At 44.7% G+C, this 20,394-nt stretch carries 1 protein-coding gene; it reads right to left on the bottom strand.

Features of this window, described 5'->3' with window-relative positions:
- Window positions 1-104 precede the first annotated feature (104 nt).
- Complete coding sequence (locus N482_RS24755; protein ID WP_063376420.1) at window positions 105-20,327, bottom strand: non-ribosomal peptide synthetase; 20,223 nt, start codon at window positions 20,325-20,327, stop codon at window positions 105-107.
- Between the last annotated feature and the right edge of the window lie 67 nt (window positions 20,328-20,394).

The following is a 20,394-nucleotide window of genomic DNA, read 5'->3' as shown; positions in this document are numbered from 1 at the left end:
ATTCATTGTAGTTCGTATCTTGGTGCTTTTGAAATCAGCTAGCTCAATTGGCGCAACGACTCAAAGCCTCCCAGCGAAGAGTGAGGCTTTAGTACAGAGCTAAATTACTTTTCTGGCAGTGCGTGCCATATGGTGTGGTAGTGTTTATCTTGCCGCCACTGGTTAAAGTAGGTCGTAAATAGCGTTTCCCAATCAGTAAAACCAATATTGTATTTTTCAATCAGCGCTAGATAGTTGTCCTTATCATAGGGCGTCATTGGCATTAAATAGGTTTCAAATAAGTATTCATCATAACCTGGACGTTGGGTAAGTAATCCCTCCATGATGATTTGCGTATTGTCTGGCTTTAAGCCATCCACATACTCTTTGCAGGTTTGGATAAAATCGGATTTGCAGCCTTGCTCAAAGTTCAGTTTTTGAGACTGAGCAAAGTTATAAAACTGCGCCACAGGTAAAGGTTCTGAGTTTGCGACATGAAACACCGAGTTACGCTTTTTTGGGTCATTCATTCCAAAGACGATGGCTGCCGCCGCTTTATCTACCGGAATAATATCGAGCAAATAGGGTACTTCAGCCGGTTGTACAGGAACTTGCATCATCATCTTTAAAATACGATGGAAAATATCATCGGTGTTACCTATACCAGTCTCTGACGAGCCAGATATTTGTGCAAAACGATAAATGGTGTAAGGAACGCCTACTTCTGCTGCCTGTCGAATATTCTCTTCTTGCACCCATTTAGATTGACCATAGCCGCTGCAAATCAATTCGGCATCTTCAATCTCAATAAAGTCTTCCACAGGGTTGACCGAAAAGTGTGAGTTTTTTACTTGGGTACTTGCTGTGGTGCTAGACACGAAGTGAATCATTTTAAGCTTTTCGGTCGTCGCAATGGTTAGTAACTGATTGGTGCCAGCGACTGACTTTTTAAATGCAAAGTAGGGCTGAATATGGTTGACATAAGAAGCCGTATGAATAATATGCTGTACTTGCTCACACAGGGTTTGCCAGTTGGGATTACTTAGCCCCAGCTGAGGTTGCTCCATATCACCAAGCATTGGCACAATTCGCGCCATATCAATATCCAATTGGTAGTTTTGGGCGGATTGCTCAATACGTTGCTGAGCCTGCTTTAATGACTTGCTACGTACTAAACAGAATATAGTTGCGTTTGTCTCGTGGAGAAGCTGGTGCAGAATATGACTACCTAAAAAGCCTGTAGCACCAGTCAGTAAGACAGACTTCACGTTACCTTCAAATGCATTTGCTAGGTTGTCAGTTTGCGTAACAGGGGAGAACCCAGCGTCCAAAATAAAGTCAGGCTTTTGCTGAGTGTTATTGTTCGCAATATCACTATGTTGAGCCTGATATAGCCTTTCAATGTCGTCAATAAACGATTTTATGGTGTTCATATTCTTGAAAGCATCCGCTTGCAGTTCTATAGCCAACGTATCCTTGAGCTGCTGGAAGGTTTTCAGCAATGAAATAGAATCAAAGCCGTAATCGTACAAGTCACATTCTAAATCAAGTTCATCTGGTGCTATGCCAATAACACGACTGACAATTTGAATAACTGTGCTTTGGATATCTGTATTGCTGAAGTCGCTGTCCGTGGGTTCATGCGCGGGATGAGCTGTTTTAATAACCGACGTCTTTCGAATCATCGACTGGGCTGTGTTTTGGAGTATTTTTTCTGGGTCTGAGCTTAACAAGGCACCAATTGAGGTATGCTCGGAGCACAGTAAAGACTCAATCAAATTAAAGGCCTCAGACATCTTAATGAGTTGATAACCTTTTTTCTCCGCGAAACCGTTTTCGATACTTTTGACTGGATCGTTCGAGTGCCAGTATCCCCAGTTAATTGCCAGTGTTTTACCTTGCCTTTCGCCTTGCTCCACTAATTTCTGACGCTGTTGAGCAAACGCATTTTGATAGCCATTGCCGTATGAATATGAGAGGTGATTGAGGCTGCCAAAAACAGCCATAGAAGAAAACAGGATAAACATATCCAACTCGCTGCTTGCAAAGGCCTTATCAAGATTAAGTGAGCCTTGGACTTTGACGCTCATCGCATTTTCAAAGTCACCCCAAGTACTTTCATCTGGTGTATAGCTGGTACCCAAGTGAAGTATGCCATTCAAACATAAGCTATTATCTGTGATGAACTGTTTAACATTGCGCATCTGTTGTACAGAGGTAATATCTGCTGTGAGGTAATGAACCTGCCCTTTATTTAGCGCCTTTAAGGATGCAAGCGCCTGTGCGCACTCTTGTGCTGGTCGCCTACCTAGTAGCACCAGCGTGGTGTTAAACTCTTTGAGTAGGTAAGTACTTAGGGCCATCCCTAATTCACCCAGTGCACCGGCAATGAGGTAAACGCCGCCTTGCTTAAACTTGGTATTGTTTACTTGTTGCAATGGCGGATTGTGTAAGTACATGCCCATTCGCGTCTGACCTTGGTACTTGATATGGTTTGGTTGCGCTTGCTGGGTACATATATTGGAGCTAATCAGTTCTTGCGTCGTGACTTGCGCCCAGTCTTGGACTTGATGCGAAAGTTCAATCAACGTCCATACATGGTCTGAGTTTCTCATGGTGTAGCTTCTTAGCAATGCGGAAATATCATCACCGCAGGTTCTATCATCACTGAGCGCTTGCGCATAAAAAAGCTGCATGGGGTGGTTATCGAATGGTGTAATAGCTTGCATAAACTTGAATAGCGGTTCAATTTGCGAATTGACAGCCGTCAAACTGCCAGCAGGACTGATGAAAAATACAATATCAGGCAGAGTGTTAGGTACGAATTTCAATAAGTCTAATTGATCAAATAATACCGTTGTTACATGTACGCTGGGCAATTTTTCACTTAGCTTGGTCGCGGTTTGAGAGTCTAGTGCTACAATCATAACGTGTTGTTCGCCGGTAGATTGGAGGAGCTGCTCTGGATAATTGGTTGGCATGTCTAACGGTTGGACTTTCCATTGGTTTTCAAGCAGTAACCATGGTGCATTTGCTGGGCCTGAAGTGAACTTTTTAGGGGTGATAAATGGCGTAGTTGGCAACGCCAGTTTCTTTGGTTTGTGTGTATACAGTGCTTGCCAATTTACCGTCTTACCTTCAAGCCAAAAATGCAGCAAGGTTTGTGGACTTTGTTGTAATTGCAAAACTTCGTGGTCATTTAATTCAGGCTGTTTACCACTGGGCACTTTTGAGTATTGTTTAACGTTTGAGAGTTTGTCTTGTAATGCTTCAAATGACGAGACAACCCAACCGATTCGGTATTTATGCGCGGTTCTACCTACTTGCAGGGTATACGCCAAAGAAGAGAGTTCAGTGGTTGAATGCTGCTTGAGGTAGACGCTTAGTTCACAGGCTTTGGTGGTTAATTCGGATTTGCTCGAAGCAGACAAAATAATGGTGTGTTCAGCCCCCGCGTCACTTGTTTGCGCCTGTTTTGAGGTTTGATGTGGGTATTCCTCTAACACAAGGTGTGCATTGACACCACTTATTCCAAAGGAGCTTATACCAGCTCTACGCTTGTTATCGCCTTTCCAAGGACAAATAGCGGTTTGCACTTTAAATGGTGAATTATCTACAGATAGATAAGGGTTGAGCTCATTTACATGCAAAGAGGGCACCAAAGTCTGATGTTTTAACTGCAACAGAACTTTAATGACCCCCGCTATTCCTGCTGCAATCTCTAAATGCCCAATGTTACTTTTTACAGAGCCCAGAGCACATTTTGCTGTTTCTCTCGTGTCAGGTTGGGCGTTTTTATACGCTGCTTTTAGGGCATCAATTTCGACCGGATCACCCAATGACGTGCCGGTCCCATGACACTCTAGATAACTAAGTGTGCTCGGTTCTATCCCCGCATCAGCCCAAGCTTTATCTAACAAGCGTGTTTGAGCTTTTGCATTGGGTACGGTAAAGCCTTGAGATTTACCGCCGTGATTAATGGCAGAACCTAAAATCGTGGCATAGATGTGATCGTTATCTTGCTCGCATTTTGAGAGTTTTTTAATAAAGATCATGCCAACGCCTTCACCACGCACGATACCATCAGCACCGGTAGAGAAAGTTCGGCATCGACCTGAAGGAGATAATGCGCCAATTTCATGCATTGCAAGGGATGCACTCGGAGAGTCAATGATATTGACTCCGCCTACAATCGCCTGATCACATTCCCCGTTTTTAATGGATTGTACAGCCTTATGGATCGCCACAAGTGATGATGAACAGGTGGTATCTATCCCTTCACTAGGTCCATGCAAATCAAGGAAATAACTCATACGATTTGGTGCATAGGCAGAAGAGGTGATTAAACCGTCGTGATAACTTGCCTGGCAGCCAATAAACAGCCCTGTATTTGTGCCCGCGAGTGCTTTAGGGTTGTAGCCTGCGTCTTCAATACATTTCCACACGTGCGTCATGAGTAAACTTTCTTGAAGCTTGATACGATCACTTTCAGCAGGTGCAATATTGAAAAACAGCGGGTCAAAAACTTGATTTCGTTCAAGGCGGCCTAGCCAGTTAATAGCTTTTGGTAGAGGTTGTTGTGAACGGGTATCACTATTTTGTAGGGTTTCCCAATCGAACGCAGTGACACAGTCTTTTTCATTGACTAAATTTTGCCAGAAAGCTTCAAGATTATCCGCTTGCGGGAATTGCCCACTCATACCGATGATCGCAATGCGATCTTCACTGTCGTTATTTTGATCCTTACTTGGTATGTTTTGACCCGACGCTTGCGCCATAGGCGTGCTTATCAATGAATCGCTGTGTTCATCTAGTATGTGACCCAAAATACTATTTAAGGTTGAGTGCATAAATAGCACACTGGGTGAGAGTGCTAATTGATATTTAGAGTTTACTTGGTTAATAAAGGTGATAAATGCGATTGAGTCAGCACCAAAATCTCCTAAATCAGTATCCGCATCAAGCTCTTCAACTTTGACGCCTAAAATGTTTGCAGCAATGCTAGCAAGGCCCGCAGACAATTCAGACTTAAGGGATGCTAAGTTTGAAAATTGAGCATAGACTTGCGGGTTATTTGCTACGCTAGGCCCGTCTTGATGGGCATATTCAACCAAAGCTTGTGGGTATTGCAAAGCTTGATAGAACGCATTGACTCCGATTTCTGTTGGCATAGGAGCAAATCCGTTGTGGCGCAGCGTATGCTCGAAGTCAGGGTTGATCTTCATGCCGCCCTCTTGCCAATAGGGCCAATCAATACTTGCGCTCAGACCTTGGCGTTTACCACATTTTTGTAGTGATGCACGATGTTGCATGTAGCGGTCTAAAAATGCATTTGCGGTGGCATAATCCACCTGAGTTAATGCGCCATTGACGCCACTTAACCCAGCAAAACAAGCGAAAAAGTCTAGTACAATGTCTTGTGTTGCCTCGTCTAAAGCAACGACACCAGTTACTTTAGGGCTGAGCACCTGACTAAATGTATCGTGATCCTTTTTGGTTAGCAGCGTATCTTTGATAACACCTGCGCCATGAATAACGCCAGATAAGGTGCCATGTTCTGCAATAATTTTTCGCACCAACAGCAATACATTCATTTTGTGTGAAACGTCGACTGAGTGATATTGTAAAGTGGTATGTGGGCTTTGCAAAGTCGCTAAGCACTGCTGTACATCGGGATGTTCTGGGTGTTTGCGGCCGGTAACAATTACCGTTTTATGGAATGCTTGCGTGTTAAGTTCATTGATAAAGTGTTTGCCAATTCCGCCAAAACCTCCAGTGATTAGATAGATGCCATCAGGCTTGAATGGCGTGTACGGCGTTTTGCTAGGCATAGGTTTATAGCTTAATACTTCACGTTTGCTTTGTTGGTAACGTACAAAGGTATCTTCAAAGCTGTTCAGATTTTGATTAAGTATGCTCGCAATCTCGCGTGCCGATGTGTTTGAATTTAACAGCACTAATTGCGTTTTAAGTGTTTTACTTTCGAGGCTGGCAGTTTTGAGCAGCGCGTGAAAACACGTATACAAATTAGCAGTGTCATGCTCGTGGGTTGTTCCAATCACCAATTGTAACTTTATTGGTTGTTTGGTTGCGATTAGTAGCTTTAACAGCTCGACGAGTTGAAAGCCGTAATCTTCTACTTTCTGCTCAATAGCGAAATGGTCAGAGTGTAGTGTATGTAAGGTGTCACTGGTGTGTTCGACAGGAGGAGCCTCACATAAAACCACATGATGATGGCATTCTTCCGATGGCATTTCGCCATCTTGATCAGTAAGCTGCTTAGGTACCCAAATGGGTACTTTTATGTGAACCTGACTCTCAATAGCCCCACTAGAAATACCCGTGTTAGGGGCTTTGACTTCGTGGTTTTCCCTCTGTGGTATCGCTTTGAGTGCAAACGGGTAGGTTGGCAAACTTATTTTGGTGACTTTAGTGTGTTGATATAAAAAGTCCCAATTGGTAAATCCAGACCCCAGCCAAGCGTTTAAAATTGCCTCATAATTGTCTTGGGCAAGCAGCGAGTTAAGCTCTGTGGGCATTGCAGTTGCTGTCGTGTCAGTGCCTTTTTTAACATAACTTGGCGCTGCTATGTAATTGCGGAGTTTAGCTTTTAACTCATCGATTGAGTGGACAATAAAACCTGTACGCACGTCCATACCGGTTCGACCCGTTTGCAGAGTGTACGCGAGTCTCACGAGGGAATGCTCATCCAAGTTATGCTGGTCGAGAAATTCACTGAGCTGAGCTACTTGTTTTGTAAGTACCTGTGAATTGTGTGCTGACAAAATAATGATCGTAGGCTTCAAAAGCAACGCATTCTCAGCCTTTAAATTGACGACGTTTGTGTTGGCTTCTTCTAAAACGGCATGGGCATTAGTGCCGCCGATCCCAAACGAACTGACCGCCGCGCGCCTCGGTAAAAGCGGTGTTTGCCAGTCTTTGGTTTGTTCAACAACATAAAACGGTGAACTGGCAAGCTCTATGTGCGGATTTGTATTTGTATAATGCAAAGAGGCGGGGAGCTTTTTATGATAAAGCGCCAAAGAGGTTTTAATCAGCCCTGTTAAGCCCGCCAAAGTATCCGTATGGCCCATATTAGATTTGACCGCGCCGAGACCACAGTACTGTTTTTCGTTGGTATGCTTTTGATAAATCTGCTGTAGCGAAGAAAACTCGATAGGGTCACCGAGTGCGGTGCCAGTACCATGCGCTTCAACATAGCTAATCGACGCGGGAGACACACTGGCAGCGTTGAGCGTTTGTTCAATCACGCTCATTTGACCTTGGGTACCTGGTGCAAAGAAACCAGCTTTGTTTTTGCCATCATTATTAACTTTAATGCCGCGTATCAGGCTGTAAATGTTGTCTGCGTCGTCCATTGCATCTTCTGCTCGTTTGAGCACAATCACTGAAACGCCACTGCCGCCAATCATACCGTCAGCTTTTTCATCAAACACTTTACAGCGGGCATCCCCAGCGAAGTTTAGGCCTTTTTCGTATTCATACCCCGTGTAACGCTGCGGATATAAACAAGCTGCGCCTACAATGGCGTAGTCTATTTCTTTGGCTTTCAGTGCGCTGCAGGCCAGTGCAATGGCCGACATGGAGGAAGAGCAGTTTGAGTGGACAAATAAACTTGGACCAGTAAAACCAAGGTGATATGAGATTGTGGTTGGCAGTGTACCGGGTTGATTAATAGTTGAAGCTACATAGTCTTCGGCGTTTAAAATAAACTGGCCGTTTTTAAATTTTTCCTGCAAGTTCAAGTCTGGATTATCAGCGCCAGACGATGAAACATAAACCCCCGTATTTGGCATGTTTTCAGCACAATAGCCTGCATCTTCAATGGCTTTCCAAGCATGCAATAGTAACTGACGCTGCGAGTAACTCATGGTTTTAGCATTCTTTTCAGAGATGTTGAAAAACTCTGGGTCAAACTGGTCTTGGCCTTCAATCCAAGAGTCGAGCCATGTGATGTCACCTTGCTCGCTAGATTCACTGAGGCGTTTTAAAAAATCTTTTTCCTCGACTAAATTCTGCCAAAACGCTTGATGGTTGGGCGAGTCAGGGTATTGACAAGACAAACCGATTAAAGCGATGTTTTGATCGCTGCCGTTTGCCGTCGACACGTTGCTTTGTTGATTTTCTTCGATAGAGTGGACACGCTTGGTGTCATGTTCAGACTGTCGTTGTGCGATGTAGTCTGTCATCGCATCAATGGTGCTATATTGGAAAATCTGCGTCAGCGGGAACTCAACATTTAGCTGTGATTTGAGTTTTGCAGTTAGCACATTAGCCAGTAATGAATCACCGCCAGCTTCAAAAAATGGCACGTTAGAAGCAATGTCATCTACTTCTAAAACTTGCTGCCAAATTTGGGTCACAGCGCATTTAAGCTCGGGTTTTAACTCTGAGCGCTCAAATTGAGATGCAAGTTTAGGGAGTGGAGCGCTGGTGAACGCGGTCTGTTGCGAATTTAATAACGCCGCTTTTGGTGCTTGATTAAAAGGCAGCTGCTTTAATAATGTCTCTTTATCAATTTTACCGTTTGAGGTCAGTGGGTAGTGAGGCACTAACACAAAATAAGCTGGCACCATGTACTCTGGTAACTTGGTAAGTAAATCAGCTCGGATTTTTGCAGTAGACGGTGTATCTGGGGCAATGATATAAGCCACTAACACCTGTCCAAGTTGCTTTTGTGCGGCAACGACATAAGCCTCAGTGATGTAGCTTAGCGATTGCAGGGCATGCTGCACTTCTCCAAGTTCAATACGATGGCCGCGGATCTGAACTTGGTCGTCGGCTCTGCCCATATATTCTAGTAAACCAGACTCATTTAAGCGGGCAAGATCCCCCGAGCGGTATAGGCGTTTGCCTGAATTGTGCATGATAAAGCGCTCTTCAGTCAGAGGTGATAGATTGTGATAACCGCGGGTAACGCCGCATCCCCCAACAAAAATCTCACCTACTTGGCCTTGTTGGACAGGGCTTAATAGCTCATCTAACAGCAGAATGTCGTAACCGGGTAGTGCACGGCCTATGATACTGCGCGCCTGTGCGCCATGCACCATATTTGCATCTATGGTTATTTCGGTCACATGTACAGTGGTTTCAGTGATGCCGTACATGTTTACCAGTTCAGCTTGTGGCCGTGCTTGTTCAAACCAAGGTGTTAATTTTCTTAAATCTAACGCCTCACCGCCAAATATCACTTTGCGCAGCGCATTTTTGGGGTTTGTTAGTAATACATCCAGCAAAGGATAAAATGCAGATGGGGTCTGATTTAGAATAGTAATTTCATTGTCGGTAATAAATCTGGCAAAGCTGGCGGATTCTTTTCGAGTTAGTTCGTCAGGGATCATGAGTTTGCCACCGTGCAGCAGCGCGCCCCAAATTTCCCATACTGAAAAGTCAAATGCGTAAGAATGGAATAAACACCAAGTGTCTTGCTCGTTAAAACCAAATAGCGATTGGGTATTATTAAACAAGCTACGCACATTGTGGTGCTCGACCAACACGCCTTTGGGTGTGCCAGTTGAGCCCGACGTATAAATGATATATGCAAGGTTTGATGATGATGCTAGATTGATGTTGGCAACTTGCGTATTGCTCGAAAGCGCTGCTTGCAAATTAATCACCTGACTATGTTGGCTGGCCTCAGCATGTGGCATATCTGTGTCAAGAACCAAAATACTTGGTTTGGCGTCTTGTAAAATATGGTTGATGCGCGTATCTGGTGAGTTTGCGTCAAGCGGCACATAGGCTGCGCCTGATTTTAAGATTCCCAGTATGGCGACTATTAGCTCAATAGATGGCTTTGCGCACAGCGCAATGAGGTTTTCAGCATTTTGTTTAAACTCGTGGTGATTTACCAAGGTGTGAGCAAATTGATTGGCCTTGTCATTGAGCTGACGATAGCTGATTGATTGCATGCCAAAGCACACGGCAGTGCGCTCAGGGTGCTTTGCTACTTGTACTTCAAATAAATCAACGAGGGTAGTCTGAGCTATTTGCACCGAAGCTTGAGATTGAAAGTTTGAAAATACAGGTAAGCTACCCAGTGTTTGGTTGCCTGCAAACATTACATCATCAAGCAGAGCTAAGTAGTCTTTGGCCAACGCATCAATTAGATGGGGTGGATAGATGGCAGCGTCAAACTTAAAGGCAATCATAAAGGTATTGGACAAAGGGGTGACTTCAAGGCTTAAGTCTAACTCAGGCTCTTGCAAGCACTGAGTCCAAATTGCGTCAACCAAGTCTTGATTAGACTCTATCCAGTCTGGTTTTAAGAAGTTATGGTAAGCAAACCCAATTTGGAAAATTGGATGGCTATGTAGGGTACGCTGTGCGCCAGTTGCGCGGACAATCTCTGCAAATGGGTAGGCGCTGTGTTTTATCAGTTCACCAAGCAGGTGCTGGTTTTTTTGTGCAAGTTGGGCAAATGATTGCGCCTTATTTAATGAGCTTCTAAGTGGTAACTGATTTACAAATAGCCCCAACGAGTTGGTCATTTCATTGGTTGGGCGATGCAACACCGGTACACCTAATGTGATATCTATACGCTGTGTTTTCGCACTTAAGAGCGTTTGAAAAGCAGATAAGAAGAATGTCGCTGGGTTTATCTTACTGCTACGACAGTATTGTTGAATGCGTTGAACATGGCTGTTTTCCACAGGCAATTCGATGCGCCGTGCTTGCTTTTGCGCGCCTTGGTGGGTTTGCTTTTCTGCAAGCACTAGTTCAGGTTTGACACCTTGTAAATGTGATTGCCAATAGTGTTTTAACTGGGTACTTTGCTCGCTCTTGAGCATCTGCTTTTCCCACTCAATATAAGTGAAAAATCCAGTGTTTGGCTGTGGTTTCTCAAGCGTTTCTCTCGCTACAAGCGCGTGATAAGTTTGCCACAATTGTTCAAGAAGCAAGGTCGCAGAGACCCCGTCGATGATCAGGTGATGAAAAACTAAGGCCACCACATCGCGTTCATTGTTCACTTGCCAGTGCTTTGCGCGCCATAGCAATTGGTTTTGCGTATTATGCGCTTGTGTGAGAGAAAATGGTTGCTTTATATCTGCTTGGATCAAACCAATCAGGGCTGACTTGGATGTGAACTGTGTGTTGCTTTGTGCCAACACAGGTACTTGGCCAGTAACTTGCTGCTGAGGTAAACCTTCAATTTCAGAGAGTTTTACCGACAATATTGGGTGTTTTTGGGTCAACCAATTCAGAGTTTCTTGCATGCAAGCCGGATTTAAGTTGCTTACTTCAAATACCATTGGCACGTGATAGTTGCTCAACTGCGGATTTTGTTTGTGTAATAACCACAGACCTTGCTGGGCTTTTGACAGAGGTATTGGCGCACTCAAATTGTATGGTGTAGCGTTTGATGTGTTATTAACCGGTAACTCGTTTAGGTGCGTTGGCAATTGGTGCTCTGCCAAATAGCCGCACAACTCGTTGATGGTGCTTATCTCGAACAGTAAGGCCGGTGGCAAGGTTTCGATAGCCAAATAGTGATCAGATTCTAATCTTTGCACCACAGACATCAGCATGATGGAGTCAAAGCCCATGTCTTTAAAATCGACCTCATCGTCTAAGTCGTTACTGTCGATTTTAGTAATGTCTGTAATTAGAGACTTAACGTAGTTGCGGATCTGAGCATGATTTTTTCCAGCGAACACAGTTGTAGCATTGACGCTTTTGGATACCGTTTTTGGCTTGTGCCAAAGTTGCGTTAATTTAGTCGTATCACCAAATAAAAAACAGTGCTGAGTTGGGATTTTTCGTAAAGTAAATATCCGATAAAACGCGTCGACGCCCACTTCATTTGGCATCACTTCAATGCCTTGAGATTGTAAAATTGAGGTGGTTAATGAGTCAACCTGCATACCGCCCTCTGACCACAGCGGCCAGTTGATAGATAGGCTTAAACCACTGCGCTCACCTTGCTCTACTTGCGTTTGGCGAATTGCCATAAACCGGTCCATAAACGCATTGGCGCAAGCATAATCCGCCTGCCCAATATTACCAAAGACGCCAGCAATCGAGGAAAAGCAGGCAAAAAAGTCTAAATCTAATGTTTTAGTTGCTTCATCGAGTGTAAAGAGGCCAGCCACTTTTGGCGCAAACACTTGTGCCACTTCTTGCGGCGTTTTATTGCTAATGAGCTGATCTTTAATCACGCCTGCACTGTGAATGATGCCAGTCACGGTGCCATATTTAGCTTTGAGTTTGTTAAATAGCCCCTTAACTTCATTGTGGTTTGCAATATCCAAAGGCACATAACTCAATCTAGAGTGCTCATCACTTAGCGTATTGAGTTGTAATTGGATAGTTGTACTGTGTGCTCGGCGGCCGACAAATACAATCTGTGCGCCTGTTGTGTGCTCTATGATTTCTTTCGCAAAAGTTTGGCCGAGTTGGCCAAGGCCACCTGTGATCACATAGACGCCATCTTCTTTCCAGGGCAATGTTGATTTGTCGACTTGCTGATAGGCCTGTAAGTCAAAGTTGATTACTTGTCGTTGACCTTGTTGATAACGTACGCAAGTATCTTGCTTTTTGGCTTCGGCTTCTACAAGGTGCTCTAGGTTGTGAGCTTCATCTACAGAAATAAGTTGAGTTTCTATACTGCTGTATTCTATCGCTGCGGTTTTAAGTACACCACTGAGTGCTGACAATAGGTTCGCTTTGTCTTTTACAATAACTTGTACCAAAAGTTTACTACCGACTTGATTGGCAATGGCTCCTTGTTGTGATTCAAGTTGCCTGAAGTAGTCGATAAGGCCCACTGTGTACGTTTCAAGTTGTTCCTGAGCCTTGGATTTCTCGCAATCTAAACGTGTATTTGATACGGAGTAGAGCTTTGGCAAGTCACGGCCAAGTAACACTACTTGGCGATGATAAGTTGCAGGCTCAGTCGATGTTATAGGTGTGTCCTGCCATCTGGCTGTGTAATGCAAAAGCGCAGGTGCCGTGCGATGTGTATTAGATATTTGCTCAGTGGGCTCAAAGAGCTGTGTGCTTTTTACGTTGAAGTCTAACTCAACACTTGAGGGTTCATCTGTTTTACTAGGCTCAACATTTTGAGGCTCAATGCTTATTGGCTTGCTTGCGTGCTTTTCAGGTAGCCAAAATGATGTTTTGGCAAACGGGTAAGTTGGTATACGCAGTAGCGAAGGAGTTTGCTCTGAGTACAGCAAAGGCCAATCAATGGCAGCACCGACTACCCATAGCGAGAGTAACTTGTTAAATTCACCTTGGTCTATCCAGCGCGCAAAGTCAGTGCTATCTAATGCACTTAAAATCTCTTTACCTTGCTTGACCTCCCCATGTTTGTATTGACCGCGCGTTTTGTTTAAAAAGCGCGACAGCTCAGTACCCACATCTACGATGGTGTTTGCCGTAAACGCAATCCTGTGGTCCATTTCTTCACGGGCGCTTTGCAGCGTAAAGGCTAAGCTTGCAAGCATGTTGTTCTGCACATTTTCGCGTGCTAACCATGTCTTCAGCTCTAGCGCTTTGTCTTTTAGTGCGTCTTTACTTTTGGCACTGAGCGTGATGATAACTGAGCGCTCTGAGCCGTCTGATGGAAGTACGGGTTCTGACTGATACTCTTCGAGTACAACATGGGCATTAGTACCACTAAAGCCAAAGGAGCTGACTGCTGCGCGGCGTTTCTGCGCGTTATTGGTTTGCCATGCAATGGTGTCTTGATTGACGAAAAACGGCGTGTTTTGCCAATTTATATGACTATTTCCATTTTCAAAATGCAGCGATGCTGGGATCGTGCGATGTTTCATTGCAAGTAGCGCTTTAATCACCCCTGCAACACCCGCAGCGGTCAGGCAGTGGCCAATGTTGGTTTTTACTGAGCCCAGCGCACAAAATTCGTTGTTGCTGGTGTGCTCCCTAAATGCGCGAGTTAGCGCCTGAAACTCAATCGGGTCACCCAACTTAGTGCCTGTACCATGCGCTTCGATCATTTGAATTGAGTCAGGTCGGATATCAAATCGCGCGTATATGTCACGATGCAATTGTTCTTGAGACAGAGAGCTAGGCGCGGTAATTCCGCTGGTGGTCCCATCTTGGTTGGTAGCAGATCCTATAATCACACCGTAAATATGGTCGCCATCACGCTCGGCATCTTCTAACTTTTTCAGCACTAATACACCAGCACCTTCACCTGGAACAAACCCATTGGCGCGGTCATCAAAGGTATAGCAGGTACCATTTGGGCTCAGCATACCTGCTTTACCCGCATGAATCGAAAACTTTGGTGTGCATAACGTTGCTACACCGCCAACTAAGGCACTGCTTATTTCATTATTATTAAGTGCTTGGCAAGCGCTGTGCAGTGCGACCAAAGACGAAGAGCATGCAGTGTCTATGGCAAGGGCAGGGCCTTTTAAGTTCAAAAAGTAAGAAACCCGTGCTGGGATCACTGAGCCCGCGTTACCCCAAAATACTTGTGCAGGAGCATCGTCCTCGGCCAAACCGGCATAATCACTCTGTGCGCAACCTAAGTATACCCCGACATTTTGACCAGCCACCTTGGTGATCATATTGGCATCTTCTAATGCCTTGTATGCCTCTTGTAAAAACAGTCTTTGCTGCGGATCCATATACATGGCTTCTTGCGGCGTAATTGAGAAAAATGGCGCATCAAAAGTGCTGATGTCTTTGAGCAAGCTTGCGTATTTGCTCCAGCTTTTTTGATTGACACTGAGCCCTGTCTGATCCCATCGAGTTTGTGCTTTGACTGAGGTTCTTTTTTCAACCAGCATCGCCCAAAAGTCATCTAGGTTATTAGCATCACCAAACTGACCACTCATGCCAATAATGGCGATTTTACCGCTATTGGCAGGGATACTTTTGGTATTTTCCTGTTCCTGAGTTTCCGACTGTGAAGCCTTATTGTGTGAGCGATGCTTGCGCAAACTACGTGTATTATCTGTACTGATGGCATATTCAATTGTTTGCGTTGCTGTGCAGCTATTATTCTGGCTTTGAGCTGGGAGTAGCGCCATGGCTTTATCACTATGCTCTGCAATAATATGTTTGCTAAGCGTTTCAATTGAGGGGTAGTCAAATAGCAAAGTAGCCGGTAGGTTTAAGTCGAACTTGGCATTGATCTCATCGAGCATTTGAATGGCTAAAATGGAGTCGACTCCATAGTCAGCAAATGACTCTTCAGCATCTAACTCATTAGGAGCCATGTCTAACGCTATGCTTGCTATGTCAAACAGCACGTTTTGCACAAACTCAGTGAGCACGGATTCATCTGTGTTGTGTGTCAGCGGTAGCTGGTCTTGCGTGGTTGTTTTGCTGTTCATACTGGGTGGTTTTGTATCTTTGTTATGTGAGTTTATAATTTGTTTTTGAACGCTTTTTTTAACTTTATGTTGGAAAATAAGGCCGTTGCTTTGAGCGCAAAAAACCTGTTGTGGACAATTATGCGCGGTGGCCGCAAAAGGGGAGTTAAACCCAGACTCGGTGAGTGCCTGTTTCCAGTTATCAATAGATAGCATGGGCGAGCCAGCTAAACGCATAAATTGATCTTTGCTTAGCCACCATCCCTCTAACAAGCCAAATGTAAGGTGTGTAAAGAGTGACTTTTTTACAACTTCGTTGATTAATAATATACCGCCTTGTTTTAAACAGGCTTTGGCATTTTGCAGGGTGTTTTTAATATCAGCAGTGGCGTGCAGCACATTGGTGGCAATCACCACATCATAGCTGCCGATATCAATATTTTGGTCAGCAAGTGGTTTGCTGATGTCTAGGTATTTGGTGTCAACAAACGGGTAATCAGTTTGGTACTGTGCTTTGGCATGATTAAAAAACGCTTTTGATAAATCGGTATAGGCGTATTCTTCTACTTGCCACGGTGCAAGGGCTGGTAAAACAGAGCGAGTAGTACCTCCTGTGCCCGCGCCAATCTCAAGCACACGCACTGAGTTTGCTTTGGTTTTGGTCAGGTACGCTTGCAGCTGCTCGATAAGTATCTTATTGGCGTAGTCAGCAACGGGGTTGTTTTGATAAACCGCTTCGACTAAGACCATAGAAGCATTTGGGAATAGCGCATCTGTGGCTTTCATAGCACCATTTAAAATGGCGGGTAAGTTAGCTAAGCAGTTGTCCAGTAAGTTTGCAGTGGGGTCCGAAATAGGCGTGGCTTCTGCATCTTGGATTATACCATTTTGCATTAGCTGCTCAGCCTCTAAGTAACGCGCAGTCTCAGCCCACCACTTGCTGAAATATTCAGGCAAAGTTGCAAGGGCTTGCTCACGTTTTTCAGGGTGTTGCCAACCTGCTTGTTTGAATGCATAGCAAAGCTGCTTTAAGTCAACGTGCGTTTTGCTATCTTGCTTGGGTGGTTGCTGTTTAGCTCTTTTTGGAGCAAGTGAATGCAGCGCGCCTTGTGCACTAAAGCTTTGTAGCTTGAAGGTATCGGCTAGTGCGGCTTGTGTTACTTTGAGGACGCCTGCTTGCGTTAGGTTTGAGTCCATGAAGGTTGCAAGTGCTTGCATGCCTTGCTCTGCCTCGATGGATCCTATGCCCATGGTACGCATTTTCTTTTGGTAGAACTCATCTTGTACAACGCCGACTGATCCCCAGTAACCCCAGTTAATGATTTTAATTGGACACTGTTGTTGGTAAGTGCGGGCTAGGGCATCCAAATAAAGACACCCAGCGGCATAATTACTTTGCCCAGCCGCAGGAGAAAATGACTGCATAGATGAAAAGAATAAGAAAAAGTCTAAGCCTGCTTGGCTGAATACTTCAAGGGCCACTTCACCCGTTCGTTGTTTGGCGTGGTAGCTACGAGAGAACTGCGACTCATCCATGTTTGCTACCGTTTGATCTTCTAGGTGTAAAATAGAGTGCACTACACCATTTAAAGCACCGAACTGGTTGGTGATGTCTACAAAGGCTTTTTCCATGGCGACTTTGTCGCTGGCATCACATTGGACGTAAACAGGTGCTTTGCCAAGCTTTGCTACGCGGGCGATATCGCTTTGAATGTTTTCGTTTATTGCCCGGCGACCAAGCCAGATAATCTGCGCATCGTGGTTTGTTACCATCCACTCGCTCCACACTTGGCCAAGGCCGCCCGCGCCGCCAAGGACTAAATAGGTCCCTTGAGTTTGCAAATCCATGCTGTTCTTGGGCGCTGTATCTAGGTAAGTGTGTTTAGCCAGCTCAAAAGTAAAGTACTGCGCACCGCGATGTGCATATAGCCCTACTGGCAGCTCGGTGAATGATGCAGAAATAGCGGTTAACTGCTCCGCATCAATGATACGCACAGTCCAGTTAGGGTATTCTTGCGCGACGCTTTGCAACAAGCCAATCAGACCAGTGCCTTCGCAAGCATGTTGCTCATGTTGGCCAAATACGGCTTGGGTTTTTTCCGTGACTAAGGTGATTGAGAGTGGTTTGCAATCGAACCCGTCTGCAAGTAAGCGCTTAAGCTGTTTTAATAAGGTCAGCGGCTGAGCATATTCATCTTTTGCCAGCCAAAGCAGTTGATTGGTATCTGTGCTCTGTTCTAACCACTTGGGTTTTAAGGTTGGTGGACCAAAGTAGCGAGAGTGTGGGTCAAAAGACTGGGAAGCATCAGGTGCAATGGCTTGCCAACAAGGTGTCAGAGTCAGCAAAGTTTGCGTGTATTGTTGGCTTGGTTTAAGTATGTCCATTGGCACATTGCGAGTTGAAAACCCTTTTATCCCCATGAGTAAATTGCCATCTAGGTTGCATATATCTAGGTCGAACTTTTTTGTGTTATCGGTATTTTTACTTATTTGAGAGGCTTTTACCCAAACTTCTCGGTGCTGTACTTGGCCTAATTGTTCGGTGTTGTAATAAGTGACTTGTTCTGTCGCAAACGGCAGAGCAGCCTGTGTTTGATCGGCAAATATAATCAGGGATTGAAGTGCCGCATCGACCAGGGCTGGCGACAACCCATAACCTTGGCAAAAGGATGTTGGTACAGCGACTTTGGCGGTTGCGGTTGTACCTTGCTTGCTTAAATGCTGTAGCCCTTGGAAGCTTTTGCCATATTCGATGCCCATGTTTTTAAACGCGGCGTAAGCGTCATTAGGCGCGAGCAGCTGCTCAGACTCTGCCTCTAGCGCAAATTTGGCTACAGGCGTGTTGTGTGGCGATACTTGCACCTCACCGGATACACACACTTGCTGCGTACTATCGTGTTTTTGCCACACTTCAAAAAGCATTTTATTGTCGGTTTCCCAAAGCGATAGAAAAACGGTTTTTTGCTCATCTGATGCAGCTAATTCGATGCAAATTGGGCGCAGCCAGTTGACTTTCTCAATTAGGGTACTGTGCGACTCATCTAAATCGTGAGACAAAGAGATCGCAGCACGCACCATTTCTAGTATGCAAACCCCAGGCAATATTCGTTCACCATTTACTTGGTGATCGGCCAAAAAGAATTCGTCACCGTTAAAGGTGGAGCTAAACAATAGCTCATCAAAAGCGGGTAATGCTTTGTGGAGTAGTGGATGTAATGCCTCCGTTTTTGGCTCGTCTTTTTTTGACGTTATCCAATAAGATTTTGGGTTAAACGGGTAGCCAGGTAGAGCAAGTCGATTTGGTTGAGAGTCTGAATAAAGCGCTGTCCAATTAACGTCGGCGCCCAATAGCCATTGGCTCAGAGCATCGGAAATGTTTGCATTGCTCGCTTCAATACACGTGCTGATCTTATCTTTGATTGATTCGGCTTGTTGCCAAGTACCACTTTCGCCTACGATAAAGAGGGTAAGTTGTTTGGTTACTTCAGCAATGGAGCTTGCACTAAAGGCCATGCGATGAGCCATGTTTTCACGACCAATTTGTAAGGTAAATGCTAAGTCAGCCAATACATCATCTTTGAAATTTTGCTGCGCAATAAAATCGACTAGCTGTTTCGCGCGCTCAATAAGGCTTTGTGGTTTTTTAGCAGACAGGACAATAACAGCTGGTGTATTGAGTTTGATTGAGTTAGTGGCTTTTGTAGGAGGTGATTGCAAAATAACATGGGCGTTAACGCCTGCAAAACCAAAAGATGAGATACCGGCTAGCAGTGCTTTATCATCTGTTAGATTATATGGCTTACAGTCTGTTGCTAGTTCAAAAGGTGACTTTTCTAACGAGATCTTTGGGTTTAGTGTCTCGAAGTTTTGTAGTGGTGGCACCTGTTCGTGCTTAAAACTCAAAAGCACTTTGATAATCCCTGCAATCCCTGCTGCGGATTCTAAGTGCCCTATATTCGTCTTTACGGTGCTCAGATAGCAAAGTTTTTCAGGGTCTGCATTTTTAGATTTAGTCGCACGAAAAGCACGTTTAAGACCTTGAATTTCAATTGGGTCGCCAAGTACGGTGCCTGTGCCGTGTAATTCAACATAAGATAAATCATCTGAATGTATATTTGCATTGTCGATGGCAGCTTGAACAACCCGAGATTGCGAAAATGGGCTAGGGGAAGTTAATGTATTAGTGTGGCCCGAGTGGCCAACACTGCTCCCTTTTATTACCCCGTAAATGGTCAGGTTTTCTGCCAATGCACGCTCAAGCGGCAGTAGTAATACCATACCAACACCTTCACCACGTACATATCCATCGGCATCTGCGTCCAGTGTTTTACAGCGCCCGCGTGGAGACAGTACACCAAGTTTGCTAAATGATACGTAACGACTTTTAGTGATAAGTAAGTTAACGCCACCGACAAGCGCGGCATTGATTTCACCTGCTTTAAAATCATTAACTGCTTTGTGTAGGGCAACCAAAGATGAAGAGCATGCGGTATCGACGGTTTCGCTAGGCCCTTGAAAATTAAAGTAGTGGGAAATACGATTGGCAAACACCCCCGTAGACATACCCGTTAAAAAGTGCGGGTCGATGTTGCCCGTGGCAAGCTCTTGATAATCCGTATTGCTACAGCCCAAGTATACACCCGTTTTAGTGTTTTTGAAGGTGCTTGAAGACAAACCCGCATCTTCAAAACATTGCCACGCCAGTTCCATGCTCAGACGTTGTTGAGGGTCCATGCTTTGTGCTTCTTTTGGCGAAATGGCAAAAAAACCTGCGTCGAAGCAGTCAATGTTATCGATGAATCCACCCCATTTACTCACAATTTTTTGTTCGTCTTTTTTTGGAGCTGGGTCAAAGTCATCCTGCCATTGCCAACGTGTTGCGGGGATCTCTGAGATACTACTTACTTTGTTTGCTAAGTTGTGCCAAAACTGTTCTTTGCTGCTTGCGCCGGGGAAGCGCAGAGATATACCGACAATGGCAATCTCTTGTTGCGTATTTGTAGGTTCGTTGGCCGTAGTATCTTGTTTGTTTTTCATGGTTGTCTCAGTAAAACGGATATAACTAATAATGGGCAAAACAAATAAAGTGACCGCCCACCTTGGC

The organism is Pseudoalteromonas luteoviolacea NCIMB 1942, assembly GCF_001625595.1.
Taxonomy (GTDB): domain Bacteria; phylum Pseudomonadota; class Gammaproteobacteria; order Enterobacterales; family Alteromonadaceae; genus Pseudoalteromonas; species Pseudoalteromonas luteoviolacea_A.
Note: the sequence above shows the minus strand (reverse complement) of the source record. Positions and strands in the feature narration are given on the sequence as shown.

Coding starts and splice junctions, on each gene's coding strand:
- N482_RS24755 (WP_063376420.1), bottom strand. CDS start 20,327: ATGAAAAACAAACAAGATACTACGGCCAACGAACCTACAAATACGCAA.